The 15,399-nt window shown below is 56.1% G+C and carries 17 protein-coding genes; 11 read left to right on the top strand and 6 right to left on the bottom strand.

Features of this window, described 5'->3' with window-relative positions:
• The first annotated feature begins 51 nt into the window (after nt 1-51).
• The 6 genes from tgt to ACMGGQ_RS02870 all read left to right on the top strand — a co-directional run bounded on the left by tgt (nt 52) and on the right by ACMGGQ_RS02870 (nt 5,594).
• Nucleotides 52-1,179, top strand: coding sequence for a tRNA guanosine(34) transglycosylase Tgt (gene tgt, locus ACMGGQ_RS02845; RefSeq protein WP_003859110.1), 1,128 nt, complete (start codon nt 52-54; stop codon nt 1,177-1,179).
• A 22-nt stretch (nt 1,180-1,201) separates the two neighbouring features.
• Nucleotides 1,202-1,534 carry a preprotein translocase subunit YajC gene (gene yajC / locus ACMGGQ_RS02850; RefSeq protein ID WP_003859109.1) on the top strand — a complete coding sequence of 111 codons (333 nt, stop codon included), beginning with the start codon at nt 1,202-1,204 and terminating at the stop codon, nt 1,532-1,534.
• A gap of 27 nt (nt 1,535-1,561) precedes the next feature.
• On the top strand, nt 1,562-3,409 hold the full coding sequence (secD, locus tag ACMGGQ_RS02855; protein WP_072052285.1) for a protein translocase subunit SecD: 1,848 nt from the start codon (nt 1,562-1,564) through the stop codon (nt 3,407-3,409).
• Nucleotides 3,410-3,419: 10 nt separating this feature from the next.
• Nucleotides 3,420-4,391, top strand: coding sequence for a protein translocase subunit SecF (secF, locus tag ACMGGQ_RS02860; protein WP_048225871.1), 972 nt, complete (start codon nt 3,420-3,422; stop codon nt 4,389-4,391).
• A gap of 142 nt (nt 4,392-4,533) precedes the next feature.
• On the top strand, nt 4,534-4,899 hold the full coding sequence (locus ACMGGQ_RS02865; protein WP_008503341.1) for a VOC family protein: 366 nt from the start codon (nt 4,534-4,536) through the stop codon (nt 4,897-4,899).
• Between the two features lie 14 nt (nt 4,900-4,913).
• Nucleotides 4,914-5,594: a helix-turn-helix transcriptional regulator gene (locus ACMGGQ_RS02870; protein ID WP_420289565.1), complete on the top strand. Its 681-nt coding sequence runs from the start codon at nt 4,914-4,916 to the stop codon at nt 5,592-5,594.
• Between the two features lie 110 nt (nt 5,595-5,704).
• Here ACMGGQ_RS02870 and ACMGGQ_RS02875 read toward each other — a convergent pair whose 3' ends face one another.
• Both ACMGGQ_RS02875 and ACMGGQ_RS02880 read right to left on the bottom strand, forming a co-directional pair.
• The gene (locus ACMGGQ_RS02875) at nt 5,705-6,583 is read right to left on the bottom strand and encodes a nucleoside-specific channel-forming protein Tsx (RefSeq protein ID WP_025912622.1); all 879 of its coding nucleotides are present in this window, start codon (nt 6,581-6,583) and stop codon (nt 5,705-5,707) included.
• Between the two features lie 270 nt (nt 6,584-6,853).
• The gene (locus ACMGGQ_RS02880; protein WP_045909789.1) at nt 6,854-7,393 is read right to left on the bottom strand and encodes a DUF3251 domain-containing protein; all 540 of its coding nucleotides are present in this window, start codon (nt 7,391-7,393) and stop codon (nt 6,854-6,856) included.
• A gap of 152 nt (nt 7,394-7,545) precedes the next feature.
• Between ACMGGQ_RS02880 and nrdR the strand changes: the two genes are divergently transcribed.
• The 5 genes from nrdR to thiL all read left to right on the top strand — a co-directional run bounded on the left by nrdR (nt 7,546) and on the right by thiL (nt 11,151).
• Complete coding sequence (gene nrdR, locus ACMGGQ_RS02885; RefSeq protein ID WP_008503337.1) at nt 7,546-7,995, top strand: transcriptional regulator NrdR; 450 nt, start codon at nt 7,546-7,548, stop codon at nt 7,993-7,995.
• Between the two features lie 4 nt (nt 7,996-7,999).
• Nucleotides 8,000-9,103 carry a bifunctional diaminohydroxyphosphoribosylaminopyrimidine deaminase/5-amino-6-(5-phosphoribosylamino)uracil reductase RibD gene (ribD, locus tag ACMGGQ_RS02890; protein ID WP_420289566.1) on the top strand — a complete coding sequence of 368 codons (1,104 nt, stop codon included), beginning with the start codon at nt 8,000-8,002 and terminating at the stop codon, nt 9,101-9,103.
• An 87-nt stretch (nt 9,104-9,190) separates the two neighbouring features.
• Nucleotides 9,191-9,661: a 6,7-dimethyl-8-ribityllumazine synthase gene (gene ribE / locus ACMGGQ_RS02895; RefSeq protein ID WP_006176874.1), complete on the top strand. Its 471-nt coding sequence runs from the start codon at nt 9,191-9,193 to the stop codon at nt 9,659-9,661.
• Nucleotides 9,662-9,682: 21 nt separating this feature from the next.
• Nucleotides 9,683-10,102: a transcription antitermination factor NusB gene (gene nusB, locus ACMGGQ_RS02900; RefSeq protein WP_006809908.1), complete on the top strand. Its 420-nt coding sequence runs from the start codon at nt 9,683-9,685 to the stop codon at nt 10,100-10,102.
• 77 nt (nt 10,103-10,179) lie between these two features.
• On the top strand, nt 10,180-11,151 hold the full coding sequence (gene thiL, locus ACMGGQ_RS02905) for a thiamine-phosphate kinase (protein ID WP_048030082.1): 972 nt from the start codon (nt 10,180-10,182) through the stop codon (nt 11,149-11,151).
• Between the two features lie 62 nt (nt 11,152-11,213).
• Here the strand turns inward: thiL and ACMGGQ_RS02910 are convergent, their stop codons facing one another.
• The 4 genes from ACMGGQ_RS02910 to xseB all read right to left on the bottom strand — a co-directional run bounded on the left by ACMGGQ_RS02910 (nt 11,214) and on the right by xseB (nt 15,279).
• A complete protein-coding gene (locus ACMGGQ_RS02910; RefSeq protein WP_420289567.1) occupies nt 11,214-12,188 on the bottom strand; it encodes an aldo/keto reductase in 975 nt (324 codons plus the stop codon).
• A gap of 61 nt (nt 12,189-12,249) precedes the next feature.
• A complete protein-coding gene (gene dxs, locus ACMGGQ_RS02915; protein WP_048030083.1) occupies nt 12,250-14,112 on the bottom strand; it encodes a 1-deoxy-D-xylulose-5-phosphate synthase in 1,863 nt (620 codons plus the stop codon).
• Between the two features lie 24 nt (nt 14,113-14,136).
• Nucleotides 14,137-15,036: a (2E,6E)-farnesyl diphosphate synthase gene (ispA, locus tag ACMGGQ_RS02920; protein ID WP_045909784.1), complete on the bottom strand. Its 900-nt coding sequence runs from the start codon at nt 15,034-15,036 to the stop codon at nt 14,137-14,139.
• On the bottom strand, nt 15,037-15,279 hold the full coding sequence (gene xseB / locus ACMGGQ_RS02925; protein ID WP_045909783.1) for an exodeoxyribonuclease VII small subunit: 243 nt from the start codon (nt 15,277-15,279) through the stop codon (nt 15,037-15,039).
• Between the last annotated feature and the right edge of the window lie 120 nt (nt 15,280-15,399).

The following is a 15,399-nucleotide window of genomic DNA, read 5'->3' on the forward strand; positions in this document are numbered from 1 at the left end:
CCGCGGCACCGTGTTACAACGTTGGACTGTTTTTCTGACGTCGGAGAAAAAATGAAATTTGAACTCGATACCACCGACGGTCGCGCGCGTCGCGGTCGCCTGGTGTTTGATCGCGGCGTGGTGGAAACCCCCGCGTTTATGCCTGTGGGCACGTACGGTACCGTAAAAGGGATGACGCCGGAAGAAGTTGAAGCCACTGGCGCGCAGATTATCCTCGGCAATACCTTCCACCTGTGGCTGCGTCCGGGTCAGGAGATCATGAAGCTCCACGGCGACCTGCATGACTTCATGCAGTGGAAAGGCCCTATCCTGACCGACTCCGGCGGTTTCCAGGTCTTCAGCCTGGGCGATATCCGCAAGATCACCGAGCAGGGCGTTCACTTCCGTAACCCGATCAACGGCGATCCGATTTTCCTCGATCCAGAAAAATCGATGGAGATTCAGTACGATCTCGGCTCTGACATCGTGATGATCTTCGACGAATGCACGCCGTATCCGGCCGACTGGGACTACGCCAAGCGTTCTATGGAAATGTCTCTGCGCTGGGCGAAGCGTAGCCGTGACCGTTTTGACTCCCTGCAGAACAAAAATGCGCTGTTCGGCATTATCCAGGGCAGCGTTTACGAAGATTTACGCGATATCTCGGTTAAAGGTCTGGTAGAGATAGGTTTTGATGGCTACGCTGTCGGCGGTTTGGCTGTGGGTGAGCCGAAGGAAGACATGCACCGTATTCTGGAACATGTCTGCCCGCAAATCCCGGCGGATAAACCACGATACCTGATGGGCGTGGGTAAACCGGAAGATCTGGTTGAAGGCGTACGCCGCGGCATTGATATGTTCGACTGCGTCATGCCAACCCGCAACGCGCGTAACGGCCATTTGTTCGTTACCGATGGCGTGGTGAAAATCCGTAACGCGAAGCATAAGAGTGACACCAGCCCGCTCGATTCCGAGTGCGATTGCTATACCTGTCGCAATTATTCTCGCGCGTACCTGCATCATCTCGATCGTTGCAATGAGATTTTGGGCGCGCGTCTCAATACCATTCATAATCTTCGTTATTATCAGCGCTTAATGGCTGGTTTACGTAAGGCTATCGAAGAGGGTAAATTAGAGAGCTTCGTGACCGATTTCTACCAACGTCAGGGGCGGGATGTTCCACCGTTGAACGTTGATTAATTTTAATAATGAGGGAATTTGAATGAGCTTTTTTATTTCTGATGCGGTAGCGGCAACAGGTGCTCCAGCGCAGGGCAGCCCGATGTCTCTGATTCTGATGCTGGTTGTGTTCGGTCTGATCTTCTACTTCATGATCCTGCGTCCACAGCAGAAGCGCACCAAAGAGCACAAAAACCTGATGAACTCCATTGCGAAAGGCGATGAAGTGCTGACTAACGGTGGTCTGGTCGGTCGCGTAACCAAAGTGGCTGAAAACGGCTACATTGCTATCGCCCTGAACGACACCACTGAAGTGGTCATCAAACGTGACTTCGTAGCTGCCGTTCTGCCGAAAGGCACCATGAAGGCGCTGTAATCCCAACTTTTCCCAAAGGGAACTGCCGTGTTAAACCGTTATCCTTTGTGGAAGTACATCATGCTGGTCGTCGTGATTCTCGTCGGCCTGCTGTACGCGCTTCCCAACCTGTATGGTGAGGATCCGGCTGTTCAAATCACTGGCGCGCGCGGTGTCGCCGCCAGTGAGCAAACGCTGATCCAGGTCCAGAAAACGTTACAAGAAGAAAAAATTACCGCTAAGTCTGTGGCTCTGGAAGAGGGTGCAATTCTTGCTCGCTTCGACACCACCGACACGCAGCTCCGCGCACGTGAAGCGCTGATGGGCGTGCTGGGTGATAAATACGTCGTGGCGCTTAACCTTGCCCCTGCAACCCCGCGTTGGCTGGCTGCGATGAATGCAGAGCCAATGAAACTCGGTCTTGACCTGCGTGGCGGCGTTCACTTCCTGATGGAAGTGGATATGGATACCGCGCTCGGCAAGCTGCAGGAACAGAATATCGACAGCCTGCGCAGCGATCTGCGTGATAAAGGCATCGCTTACACCACCGTGCGTAAAGAAGATAACTACGGCATGAGCATCACGTTCCGCGACAGCGCGGCGCGCGATCAGGCTGTAGATTACCTGACCCAACGTCACCGTGACCTGGTGATCTCCTCGCAGGGCAGCAACCAGCTGCGCGCGGTGATGACCGATGCGCGTCTGAAAGAAGCGCGTGAATATGCCGTTCAGCAGAACATCAACATTCTGCGTAACCGTGTAAACCAGCTGGGTGTGGCTGAGCCGCTGGTGCAGCGCCAGGGTGCTGACCGTATCGTGGTTGAACTGCCGGGTATCCAGGATACCGCGCGTGCGAAAGAGATTCTGGGGGCGACCGCCACGCTGGAATTCCGTCTGGTCAATTCCAATGTCGATCAGTCCGCTGCCGCAGCAGGCCGTATTCCGGGTGATTCCGAAGTGAAACAGACTCGCGAAGGTCAGCCTGTTGTGCTGTACAAACGCGTGATTCTGACCGGTGACCATATCACCGACTCCACGTCGAGCCAGGACGAATACAACCAGCCGCAGGTTAACATCTCGCTCGATAGCGCGGGTGGTAACATCATGTCGAACTTCACCAAGGACAACATCGGCAAGCCGATGGCAACCCTGTTCGTGGAGTACAAAGACAGCGGTAAGAAAGATGCGAATGGTCGTGCGGTGCTGGTGAAAGAGGAAGAGGTGATTAACATCGCCAACATCCAGTCTCGTCTGGGTAACAGCTTCCGTATTACCGGTATTAGCAACCCGAACGAAGCGCGTCAGCTCTCTCTGCTGCTGCGTGCCGGTGCGCTGATTGCGCCAATTCAGATTGTTGAAGAACGTACCATTGGTCCAACGCTGGGGATGCAAAACATCCAGCAGGGCCTGGAAGCGTGTCTGGCCGGTCTGGTGGTCTCTATCCTCTTCATGATCTTCTTCTATAAGAAGTTTGGTCTGATTGCGACCTCCGCGCTGATCGCGAACCTGGTGCTGATTATCGGCATTATGTCCCTGCTGCCGGGGGCGACGCTGACCATGCCGGGTATTGCGGGTATCGTTCTGACCCTTGCGGTGGCGGTCGACGCCAACGTACTGATTAACGAACGTATCAAAGAAGAGTTGAGCAACGGTCGCTCTGTTCAGCAGGCGATTGATGAAGGTTATAAAGGCGCGTTCAGCTCTATCTTCGATGCGAACGTAACAACACTGATTAAGGTTCTTATCCTGTATGCAGTGGGTACTGGCGCGATCAAAGGCTTTGCGATTACAACCGGTATCGGTGTCGCAACGTCAATGTTTACCGCTATTGTCGGCACCCGTGCCATCGTGAACCTGCTGTACGGCGGCAAGCGCGTCAAAAAGCTGTCTATCTGAGGAGTGCGTTGTGGCACAGGAATATACTGTTGAACAATTGAACCACGGCCGTAAAGTCTGGGACTTTATGCGCTGGGACTACTGGGCCTTCGGCATTTCAGGTTTCCTGCTGATTCTGTCCATCATCATTATGGGCGTGAAAGGCTTTAACTGGGGTCTCGATTTCACCGGTGGTACGGTCATCGAGATCTCCCTGGAAAAACCGGTCGATATGGACCAGATGCGCGAATCGCTGCAGAAAGCGGGCTTTGAAGAGCCGCTGCTGCAGAACTTCGGCAGCAGCCGCGACATCATGGTACGTATGCCGCCGGTGCACGATGCCAACGGCAGCCAGGAGCTGGGCAGTAAGGTTGTTAGCGTGATTAACGAAACAACCAGCCAGAACGCAGCGGTTAAGCGTATTGAGTTCGTCGGCCCAAGCGTGGGTGCTGACCTGGCGCAGACCGGCGCGATGGCGCTGCTGGTGGCGCTGATTTCCATCCTGGTGTACGTCGGTTTCCGCTTTGAGTGGCGACTGGCGGCCGGTGTGGTTATCGCCCTGGCGCACGACGTGGTGATCACCATGGGCATACTGTCTCTGTTCCACATTGAGATTGACCTGACGATTGTGGCATCCCTGATGTCCGTTATCGGTTACTCACTGAACGACAGTATCGTGGTATCTGACCGTATTCGTGAAAACTTCCGTAAGATCCGTCGCGGTACGCCGTACGAAATCTTTAACGTGTCGTTGACCCAGACGCTGCACCGTACCTTGATCACCTCCGGTACTACCCTGATGGTGATCCTGATGCTGTTCCTCTTCGGTGGTCCGGTACTGGAAGGCTTCTCGCTGACCATGTTGATTGGTGTCACCATCGGTACGGCGTCGTCTATCTACGTCGCGTCCGCCCTGGCACTAAAACTCGGCATGAAGCGCGAGCACCTGCTCCAGCAGAAAGTCGAGAAAGAAGGGGCGGATCAGCCGTCCATTCTGCCGTAAGGCGACGTTTAGCGCGTTATCGAAATCCCGGTCGGTTGACCGGGATTTTTTTTATCTCCTCCTGACAAACACTCCTGACAGTATGCTGTCAGGAGCCCTGTCGTAGACTCCTTCTGAACCCAAACAACAGGCAGGAGGATGTATGAAAAGCGTCATTAACTGGTTTGAAATTCCGGTCTCGGATATGGATCGCGCGATTAAATTTTATGAGCCGGTGATGCAGCTCGCGCTGCGTCGCGAGAAAATGGACTGCGCGGAGCTGGCGGTTTTCCCGCATGAGGATCCCGCCACCGGAGGCGCACTGGCAAAATTTGACGGCGTTACACCGTCTTTGCAGGGCGCTATTATTTACCTGCATACTGACAATCTGGCGGCCACGCTCGATCGCATCGCCTCTGCGGGCGGCGAGTGCGTGTTTGGTCCGCTGGAACTGCCGCATGGCATTGGCACTATTGCCTTATTTACCGACAGCGAGGGCAACCGCGTCGGGCTCCATCAACCTGCCTGAGAGCGGACTAAGATATGACCCGACGCGCTGACCGTTTGTTTCAGATTGTGCAGATCCTGCGGGGCAGGCGTCTGACAACGGCAGCGCATCTGGCGGACCGGCTTGGCGTGTCCGAGCGTACGGTCTATCGCGATATCCGCGACCTGTCGCTTTCCGGCGTGCCGGTGGAAGGTGAGGCGGGGAGCGGATATCGGCTCATGTCGGGCTTTGACCTGCCGCCGCTGATGCTGACAAATAAGGAGTCCGAGGCGCTGATCGTCGCGATTCGCTTGCTCAAAACCTGGGGAGGGGAATCGCTGTCGCGCGAGCTGGAGTCGGCTCAGGAAAAGGTGCTGGCGATTCTGCCCGATGAAAGTCGTCGAAAGGCGGAGCAGACGCGGATCTACGCCCCGGATTTTTGCATGCAAAGCCACTCCCGCAGCGACTATGACAGGATTCATCAGGCAATTTCCGCCCAGCAGGTGCTGGCGCTGCATTACCGTGATGAAGCAGGACAGCTGTCTAATCGTGATGTTCAGCCGCTGGGGCTGTTCTTCTGGGGAGAGCGCTGGCTGCTGGCCGCGTGGTGTGAACGGCGCGATGACTATCGCTGTTTCCGGCTCGACAGATGCCTCAATATTGTGACTACGGAAAGGCGGTTTAGCGAGAGTGCGGACAGGTCTTTGGCGGATTTTTTGCGTAAGGTGAGGCAGTAAAAAGCCAGCTTAAGAGCTGGCTTTTTTGCCAGGCGGCGCTGCGCTTGCACGGGCCTACAGGTTTTGTAGGCCGGGTAAGGCGAAGCCGCCACCCGGCAAAAACCGCGAGATTAGAAGTTGTAACCTACAACCAGGTAACCACCCCAACCGGTAGAACGGACGTGTTCGTTCATCCATACCAGTTTCGCGTCATCGTTCCACTGGCCGCCGTTGTGCCAGTAACGTGCCACAACAGAGTAATGCCAGTGATCGTAGTTCAGCGCCAGGATGTGGCTGGAGGCGATGGAGTCATTGGTACGCTGCTTAATACCGTTCTCTGCGTAACCGCTCTTATCGCCCAGATCTGAACCCCAGTCGAAGTTGGTGAAGCCGATATAGCTCAGGTTACCGCCCCACAGCTGGGTGATTGGCACAAAGTATTTCACTTTGAAACGATAGCCATCCCATTCGTTCTGGTTTTCAGCGCCATAGTTCTGCCACTGATATTTGGCATAGACGTTCAGAGACAGGCTCATTGGCAGGCCGGTGTCGATGTCCGTACCCAGACCCATATACCAGGTGCTCTGACGACCGGACTCGTTGCGGCCCATGTCGTAAATGTAGTTGTTCGCGAAGTACCACTCTTTGAACGGGCCGAAGCTCAGATCGGTGCCGGTCAGCTTGTCGATGGAGAAGCGTGGTTCGATTTCCATGAACAGAGGGGAGCCGTGGTTCCAGATACCTTTAGCCTGAGAGTTACCACCGAAGAAGACCGGTGCATCCATGTAGCCGTAGAAATCAAACCAGTCTTTCTTGGCGAATGCTTCATATTCCAGGTAGGTATCGTTACGAATCTGTGGTCCGAAACGCGTGTGGTAGCTGCCCACCACGTTAACGCTCTGGTGCCACCAGTCGGAGAGGTATTGTGGTTTGTCGTTTTCCGCTGCGTTAACAGTGAAAGAAGAGGACAGTGCCAGCACGGCGCCAGCTGCGAGTAATGTTTTTTTCATAATCATGCCACTGATTGAAATTCCCTTCCGGGAGTGAAAAATGCGCGAATTGCGTTTCTAAATATTTCGTGTTTCTGCGGTGCCTATTATAGGAATCCCTGCTCACAAAAATATGTGTTGTTTCACATATCTCTCACACGCGTAATCGATTGCGTTCACGTTTGCGTACTTTAAACGGCCGGGATTGTAGCGGCAATCATTTATGTTGCCAATCCATACGAAATGTAAATGTTAGCGGAGTGACATTTCACTCCGCTAAAAAGGAGGGGATTAGTGCGCGGCGGGTTGAATGTCGTGAATGCGGATAAAGCCTAACTGTTCCGGCGTAAGACCGCTTAACTGAAGCGGAATATCCACATCGCTTGGTGCTAAAACACTGGCCGGGGCGGTGAAGAGCTGATTCTTCACGTTCACCTCCTGGTAATTCTCCGTGGTGCCCTGGATCTGGCCCCACTCGACGGTGCCGCTGAAGGCCGGAAGCGGATCGTTGGACTCTCCCTGGATACGTAATGTTGCGCGAGTACCATCTGCATTCGCCGCCACATTCACCAGAGACATTTTTAGCGTGCCGATCTGACTATTGAGCCGCGCAGGCGTATTCGCGCCCGGCAGCAGATAAACCCCGCTGCTGGATTTGGCATTCAGCGCGTTTTGCTGGGTGATTTTCACCGTTTCTTTGTTCAGCTTGTCCATCGCCGTATTGAGCGTATTGACGCTCTGTTTCAACTGGCGGACTTCGGTTTGCTGTGCACAGGCGCTAAGGGTGAAGAGGCTCCCCACCAGCAATATTTTCAGGTAACGTCTTGTCATTGCGTTTATTTCCTTGAAATAACGGATCGTCCTAATGGTAGCCAGCATCATTGTGTCAGACATAGATCCTTTGTCTCAAAAAGCTCTTCCTTTGTTGTCAGGCCAGATCAGGGTAAAATGAAAATCAGTTAACCAGATAACAGGGATACCGTATGCATTGCCCATTCTGCTCCGCTGTGGATACCAAAGTCATCGACTCTCGCCTGGTGGGCGAAGGGTCATCCGTACGCCGTCGTCGGCAGTGTCTGGTGTGCAACGAGCGTTTTACGACCTTTGAGGTGGCAGAGCTGGTCATGCCGCGCGTGGTAAAAAGTAACGACGTGCGTGAGCCGTTTAACGAAGAGAAACTGCGCAGCGGAATGCTGAAGGCCCTTGAAAAACGTCCCGTCAGCGCGGACGACGTGGAGATGGCGTTAAACCACATAAAATCTTACCTTCGTGGTTTGGGTGAGCGTGAAGTGCCGAGCAAAATGATCGGTAACCTGGTGATGGAGCAGCTGAAAAAGCTCGATAAGGTCGCCTATATCCGCTTTGCCTCGGTCTACCGCAGCTTCGAAGATATCAAAGAGTTTGGCGAAGAGATCGCCCGCTTACAGGATTAAGCTCATGCACGATGAGATGTACATGGCGCGAGCCATGAAGCTGGCGCAGCGCGGTCGTTTTACGACCCATCCCAACCCGAACGTCGGGTGCGTTATCGTTAAAGATGGCGAGATCGTGGGGGAGGGCTTTCACTATCGCGCAGGCGAACCGCATGCTGAGGTTCATGCGCTGCGCATGGCCGGCGAGAAGGCGCGCGGTGCGACGGCCTACGTTACGCTGGAGCCCTGCAGCCATCACGGGCGTACGCCGCCGTGCTGCGACGCGTTGATTGCCGCGGGGGTTTCGCGCGTGGTCGCATCGATGCAGGATCCGAATCCGCAGGTGGCCGGACGGGGTCTGTATCGCCTACAGCAGGAAGGCATTGACGTCAGCCATGGCCTGATGATGCAGGACGCGGAAGCGCTCAACAAAGGTTTCCTGAAGCGCATGCGTACCGGGTTCCCGTATATCCAGCTTAAGCTGGGCGCCTCGCTGGACGGTCGTACGGCGATGGCAAACGGCGAGAGTCAGTGGATCACCTCGCCACAGGCAAGGCGCGATGTGCAACGTCTGCGCGCGCAAAGCCATGCTATTCTCACCAGCAGTGAAACCGTTCTGGCTGACGATCCGGCCATGACCGTGCGCTGGGACGAGCTGAATGCCGATACCCAGGCCCTGTACCCGCAGGAGAACCTGCGTCAGCCGCTGCGTATTATCATTGATAGTCAGAACCGTGTGACGCCAGAGCACCGCATCGTCCAGCAGCCGGGTGAAACCTGGATTGCCCGCACGAAGGACGATACGCGCACATGGCCGGAAGGCGTGCGCAGCATCATAGTGCCGGAGCATAACGGCCATCTGGATCTCGTGGTGCTGATGATGCTGCTCGGCAAGCAACAGGTGAACAGTATCTGGGTGGAAGCGGGGCCAACGCTCGCCGGTGCGCTCTTACAGGCCGGACTGGTGGATGAACTGCTTGTTTACGTTGCGCCTAAACTGTTAGGTCACGACGCGCGCTGCCTGTTTGTGCTGCCCGGCCTTGAAAAACTGGCCGATGCACCACAACTCAAATTCAGCGAGATTCGTCCGGTCGGTCCGGATGTCTGCCTCCACTTAACGACAGCGTAATTGCTCCCGAAATAGGGAAGCAGTGCGCAAAGTATTATGATAAAATCCGCCCCCCTGCGGGGCCAAATGAACCCGTAAAGGAAGAGTATGAACATTATTGAAGCTGCTGTAGCTACCCCGGACGCTCGCGTCGCCATCACCATTGCGCGTTTCAACAACTTCATCAACGACAGCCTGCTGGAAGGTGCCATTGACGCCCTGAAACGTATCGGCCAGGTTAAAGATGACAACATTACCGTTGTTTGGGTTCCAGGCGCTTACGAACTGCCACTGGCGGCGGGCGCGCTGGCGAAAACCGGTAAATACGACGCGGTGATTGCGCTGGGTACCGTAATTCGTGGCGGCACTGCGCACTTCGAATACGTTGCGGGCGGTGCAAGCAATGGTCTGGCACATGTTGCGCAGGATGCTGAAATTCCTGTCGCGTTCGGCGTGCTGACTACCGAAAGTATTGAACAAGCCATCGAACGTGCTGGCACCAAAGCCGGTAACAAAGGTGCAGAAGCTGCACTGACCGCGCTTGAAATGATCAATGTATTGAAAGCCATCAAGGCCTGATTTTTTTGTAAGGGGAATTCCGTGAAACCTGCTGCTCGTCGCCGCGCCCGTGAATGTGCCGTCCAGGCACTTTACTCCTGGCAGTTGTCCCAGAACGACATCGCTGATGTTGAATACCAGTTCCTGTCAGAACAGGACGTGAAAGACGTTGACGTTCTGTACTTCCGTGAACTGCTGTCGGGAGTGGCGACTAATAGCGCGTATCTCGATGGTCTGATGAAACCTTACCTGTCCCGTCTGCTCGAAGAGCTGGGTCAGGTAGAAAAAGCAGTGTTGCGTATCGCGCTGTTTGAGCTGTCTAAACGTGATGATGTGCCGTACAAAGTGGCCATTAACGAAGCGATCGAACTGGCGAAAACCTTCGGTGCTGAAGACAGCCACAAGTTTGTAAACGGCGTACTTGATAAAGCAGCACCTGCGATCCGTCCCCACAAAAAGTGATCCGCAAACCGGAGTTCTGCATTGCCTGACGGGCAGTGCGGCTCCGGTTTTTTCTTTTATTTGCTGAGGCATAACGTATGGCATGCGGCGAATTTTCCCTGATTGCCCGTTATTTCGACCGTGTCAGAACCTCTCGTCTTGATGTTGAAACCGGCATCGGCGATGACTGTGCACTTCTCAATATTCCCGAAAAACAGACGCTGGCAATCAGCACCGATACCTTAGTGTGCGGACGTCATTTTTTACCGGATATCGATCCTGCCGATCTGGCCTATAAGGCGCTGGCAGTTAACGTCAGCGATCTGGCGGCGATGGGGGCCGATCCCGCGTGGTTAACCCTGGCGCTGACGCTGCCTGAGGTAGACGAAGCCTGGCTTGAAGCCTTTAGCGATGCGCTGTTTGAGCAGCTTAACTACTACGATATGCAGCTGATTGGCGGTGATACCACTGCCGGACCGCTGTCGATGACGCTGGCGATCCACGGGTATGTGCCGCTCGGCCGCGCGCTGAAGCGCTCAGGCGCAAAACCCGGCGACTGGATCTATGTGACCGGTACGCCGGGCGACAGCGCGGCAGGGCTGGCGATCCTCCAGGATCGCTTAACCGTGAAGGATGCCGACGATGCGGCGTATCTGGTGAAACGCCATCTGCGCCCGACGCCGCGTATTCTGCACGGTCAGGCGCTGCGCGAGCGGGCAAGCTCGGCTATCGATCTCTCTGACGGGCTGATCTCCGACCTCGGCCATATTCTGAAGGCCAGCGGTGTCGGCGCGCGCGTTGACCTGGATCTGTTCCCGCTGTCAGAGGAACTGCTTCGTCATGTCGAACCTGAGCAGGCACTGCGCTGGGCGCTGTCCGGTGGCGAAGATTATGAGCTGTGCTTTACCGTTCCGGAGCTGAACCGCGGAACGCTCGACGTGGCATTAGCGCACCTCGGCGCGAAATTCACCTGTATTGGGCAGATCATGCCGGAGAGTGAAGGGCTGAAGTTTGTGAAAGACGGTGAGCCGGTTACGCTGGACTGGAAAGGGTACGATCACTTCGCGTGAGTTTGTGCGCTCTGAATTGCCGGGGGGCGACTCCGCCTTACCCGGCCTACAAAAGATGGGGCTTACTTAAACCCCACCACCGGATGCTGCTGATACGGCGTCTCCAGCTCGGCAACCTGCTCCGGCGTCAGCGTGATATCCACTGCATTCAGCAGTTCGTCAAGCTGTTCTTCCCGGGATGTGCCGATAATTGGCGCCGCGACGCCGCGTTTACCCAGCAGCCACGCCAGCGCTACCTGGGCGCGGGTTGCGCCGGTATCGTCGGCAATTCCGGCTAAGCGTTCAGCGATCAGGGCATCGCTGGCCTCTGTTCCTTCGTAGAGATTTTTTCCCACTTCATCCGAGACCAGACGGGCCGTGGTTTCTCCCCACGGACGGGTCAGGCGGCCGCGCGCGAGCGGGCTCCACGGGATGACCGCCACGCCCTCCTGATGGCACAGCGGCAGCATCTCACGTTCTTCTTCACGGTAGATCAGATTGTAGTGGTCCTGCATGGTGACGAAGCGCGCCCAGCCGTGCTGTGCCTGCAGATCCAGCGCCTGAGCAAACTGCGAGGCATGCATAGACGACGCGCCGATATAGCGCGCTTTACCGGCTTTGACGACGTCGTTGAGTGCTTCCAGCGTTTCCTCAATGGGCGTGTTGTAATCCCAGCGGTGAATTTGCAGCAGGTCGACGTAATCCATGTTCAGACGCCTGAGGCTATCATCAATGGAACGCAGGATCTGCGCGCGAGAAAGGCCCTGAGCCAGGTCGCCCACCGGATAGTACACCTTGGTGGCAACCACGATGTCTTCCCGACGGGCAAAATCACGCAGGGCGCGGCCGACAATCTCCTCGCTGCTGCCGTCGGAATAGCTGTTGGCGGTGTCAAAGAAGTTAATGCCGCCCTCGATGGCGCGTTTGATAATCGGACGGCTGCTCTCTTCCGGCAGCGTCCTGGCGTGGTTTCCCCGATCGGGTTCGCCAAAGGTCATGCATCCCAGACAAAGCCGGGATACCTTAAGGTCTGTTTTTCCTAATGCTGTGTATTGCACGGTCCGCTCCTGCTGTTTAAACAATACGTTTAAGCATAGCAGGAGCGGAAAAGGGGAGGGCTCAGTCCAGCCAGGCGCGGATTTTTGCTTCGATACCGGCAGCGTCCAGGCCAATCGCCGCGCGGGCTTCGTCCTGTGTACCTTGCGGGATGAAATGGTCCGGCAGGCCGAGGTTCAGCACCGGAACGGCTTTACGGTTTGCCATCAGCACCTCGTTCACGCCGCTGCCCGCACCGCCCATAATCGCGTTCTCTTCCAGCGTGACCAGCACGTCATGCGCCTCAGCCATACTCAGGATCAGGGATTCGTCGAGCGGTTTCACAAAGCGCATATCGACCAGTGTGGCGTTCAGCGTTTCAGCCACTTTCGCCGCCTCAGGCATCAGCGTGCCGAAGTTCAGTATCGCCACTTTTTCACCGCGACGTTTGACCAGACCTTTACCGATCGCCAGCTTCTCCAGCGGCTGCAGCTCAACGCCCACCGCATTGCCGCGCGGGTAGCGAACGGCGCTTGGGCCATCCTGATAGTGGTAACCGGTAAAAAGCATCTGACGACATTCGTTCTCGTCGCTTGGCGTCATGATCACCATATCCGGAATGCAGCGCAGGAACGACAGGTCAAACGCGCCCTGGTGCGTCTGGCCGTCGGCGCCGACGATGCCCGCACGATCGATAGCAAACAGCACCGGCAGTTTCTGGATCGCCACGTCGTGGATCACCTGATCGTAGGCGCGCTGCAGGAAGGTGGAATAGATAGCGACAACCGGTTTGTAGCCGCCGATCGCCAGGCCCGCGGCAAACGTCACCGCGTGCTGCTCGGCAATCGCCACGTCGAAATACTGGTCAGGGTATTTTCTGGAGAACTCCACCATGCCGGAGCCTTCGCGCATGGCCGGGGTGATCGCCATCAGCTTGTTGTCTTTTGCGGCGGTTTCGCACAGCCAGTCGCCGAAGATTTTTGAATAGCTCGGCATGCCGCCGCTGCTTTTTGGCAGACAGCCGCTGGACGGGTCAAATTTCGGTACCGCGTGGAAGGTAATCGGATCTTTTTCCGCCGGTTCGTAGCCACGGCCTTTTTTGGTCATGATGTGCAGGAACTGCGGGCCTTTCAGGTCACGCATGTTCTTGAGCGTGGTTACCAGTCCCAGCACGTCATGGCCGTCAACCGGGCCGATATAGTTAAAGCCCAGCTCTTCAAACAGGGTGCCCGGCACGACCATGCCTTTGATGTGCTCTTCGGTGCGCTTGAGCAGCTCTTTGATCGGCGGTACACCGGAGAAGACCTTCTTGCCGCCTTCACGCAGCGAGGAGTAAAGCTTGCCGGAAAGCAGCTGCGCCAGATGGTTATTCAGCGCGCCGACGTTTTCGGAAATCGACATTTCGTTATCGTTAAGCACAACCAGCATGTCCGGCTTGATGTCACCCGCGTGGTTCATGGCCTCAAAGGCCATACCGGCAGTGATGGCGCCGTCGCCAATCACGCAGACGGTGCGGCGCTGCTTGTTCTCTTTTTCGGCAGCAACGGCAATCCCGATGCCTGCAGAAATAGAGGTGGAGGAGTGCCCGACGCTCAATACGTCGTACTCGCTCTCACCGCGCCACGGGAACGGGTGCAGACCGCCTTTCTGTCGAATGGTGCCAATTTTATCGCGACGTCCGGTCAGAATTTTGTGCGGATAAGCCTGGTGACCCACGTCCCAGATCAGCTGATCGAACGGCGTGTTATAGACGTAGTGCAGCGCCACGGTCAGCTCTACCGTGCCAAGCCCGGAGGCGAAATGGCCGCTGGAGCGGCTTACGCTGTCGAGCAGGTAGCGACGCAGTTCGTCGCACAGCTTCGGCAGGCTCTCTTTCGGCAACAGACGTAACTCCTGGGTGGAGTCAACTAACGCCAGTGTCGGGTATTTGGCAATATCAAAACTCATCAAAGGCTCATCGAGATATATAGTTTATTTATCACGCTGGATTATATAGTCCGCTAGCGCTTCCAGTGCCGAGGTATCCAGCGATTGCGCGGCCAGCTGATTCAGCGACTGGCGGGCATCGTCAATCAGATCCCGGGCTTTACGTTGGGCTTGCTCAAGACCCAGCAGGGCGGGGTAGGTACTTTTGCCAAGCTGCTGGTCCGCACCCTGACGTTTACCCAATGTTGCAGTATCGCCCACCACATCCAGAATGTCATCCTGAACCTGGAATGCCAGACCGATACTTTCTGCGTATCTGTCCAGAATCGGCAGGGCTTTGCGCCCTTGCTCACCCGCGCTCAGGGCGCCAAGACGAACGGCTGAACGAATCAATGCCCCGGTTTTATGGCGATGAATACGCTCCAGCTGTTCCAGATTAACCTGACGTCCTTCGGCTTCAAGATCCAGGGCCTGTCCGCCGCACATGCCCGCCACGCCGCTGGCCATGGCCAGTTCGGAAATCATTGCCAGCCGGTCACGGTCAGCCACTTCGGCCATCGGCGCGTCGCTCAGAATCGAGAACGCCAGCGTTTGAAGGGCATCACCCGCCAGAATGGCATTCGCTTCGCCAAACTTGATATGGCAGGTGGGTTGACCCCGACGCAAGTCGTCGTCGTCCATGGCCGGGAGATCGTCGTGGATCAGCGAGTAGGCATGGATGCACTCAACGGCGGCTGCCGGGGCGTCCAGCGTGTTATCACTGATGCCAAACATGTTGCCTGTGGCGTACACCAGGAACGGGCGCAGTCGCTTTCCACCCAAGAGTGCGCCATAGTGCATGGCTTCAACCAGTGGAGTGTTCTGAAAAGGCTGTGGCGCAATAAAACGGCGCAGGGCGTCGTTGGCGCGCACGACACGCGCCTGAAGCTCGTTGGCAAAATCCATTTACTCGGCGTCCGGTGTGAAAGGCGTGGTTTTCGCCTCTTCGCTGTCGGACAGCAGGATCTGCACGCGCTGTTCGGCCTGCTGCAGCTTGACCTGACCCTGGCGCGCCAGCTGGACGCCGCGCTCGAATTCGTTGAGCGCCTCTTCCAGCGGGAGATCGCCGCTCTCGAGGCGGGTAACAATTTGCTCCAGTTCACTCAGCGCAGTTTCGAAACTGGCCGGTGCGTCGTTCTTCTTCGGCATAGTGAATTGACTCTTATATTCTTCGCCCCGACATGGTAACGGACTCGGGCGGATAAGCAAATAACGCGCAATGTGCACAGGAGCGGCGCGATGGTGGTATACTTGCGCGCCTGGATGCAG

Source organism: Enterobacter sp. BNK-13, assembly GCF_048685015.1.
Taxonomy (GTDB): Bacteria; Pseudomonadota; Gammaproteobacteria; order Enterobacterales; family Enterobacteriaceae; genus Enterobacter; species Enterobacter quasiroggenkampii.

What these genes read in the sequence shown, in the direction of transcription:
- tgt (WP_003859110.1), top strand. Translation starts at nt 52, where the DNA reads ATGAAATTTGAACTCGATACCACCGACGGTCGCGCGCGTCGCGGTCGC.
- yajC (WP_003859109.1), top strand. Translation starts at nt 1,202, where the DNA reads ATGAGCTTTTTTATTTCTGATGCGGTAGCGGCAACAGGTGCTCCAGCG.
- ACMGGQ_RS02865 (WP_008503341.1), top strand. Translation starts at nt 4,534, where the DNA reads ATGAAAAGCGTCATTAACTGGTTTGAAATTCCGGTCTCGGATATGGAT.
- ACMGGQ_RS02870 (WP_420289565.1), top strand. Translation starts at nt 4,914, where the DNA reads ATGACCCGACGCGCTGACCGTTTGTTTCAGATTGTGCAGATCCTGCGG.
- ACMGGQ_RS02875 (WP_025912622.1), bottom strand. Translation starts at nt 6,583, where the DNA reads ATGAAAAAAACATTACTCGCAGCTGGCGCCGTGCTGGCACTGTCCTCT.
- ACMGGQ_RS02880 (WP_045909789.1), bottom strand. Translation starts at nt 7,393, where the DNA reads ATGACAAGACGTTACCTGAAAATATTGCTGGTGGGGAGCCTCTTCACC.
- nrdR (WP_008503337.1), top strand. Translation starts at nt 7,546, where the DNA reads ATGCATTGCCCATTCTGCTCCGCTGTGGATACCAAAGTCATCGACTCT.
- ribD (WP_420289566.1), top strand. Translation starts at nt 8,000, where the DNA reads ATGCACGATGAGATGTACATGGCGCGAGCCATGAAGCTGGCGCAGCGC.
- ribE (WP_006176874.1), top strand. Translation starts at nt 9,191, where the DNA reads ATGAACATTATTGAAGCTGCTGTAGCTACCCCGGACGCTCGCGTCGCC.
- thiL (WP_048030082.1), top strand. Translation starts at nt 10,180, where the DNA reads ATGGCATGCGGCGAATTTTCCCTGATTGCCCGTTATTTCGACCGTGTC.
- dxs (WP_048030083.1), bottom strand. Translation starts at nt 14,112, where the DNA reads ATGAGTTTTGATATTGCCAAATACCCGACACTGGCGTTAGTTGACTCC.
- ispA (WP_045909784.1), bottom strand. Translation starts at nt 15,036, where the DNA reads ATGGATTTTGCCAACGAGCTTCAGGCGCGTGTCGTGCGCGCCAACGAC.
- xseB (WP_045909783.1), bottom strand. Translation starts at nt 15,279, where the DNA reads ATGCCGAAGAAGAACGACGCACCGGCCAGTTTCGAAACTGCGCTGAGT.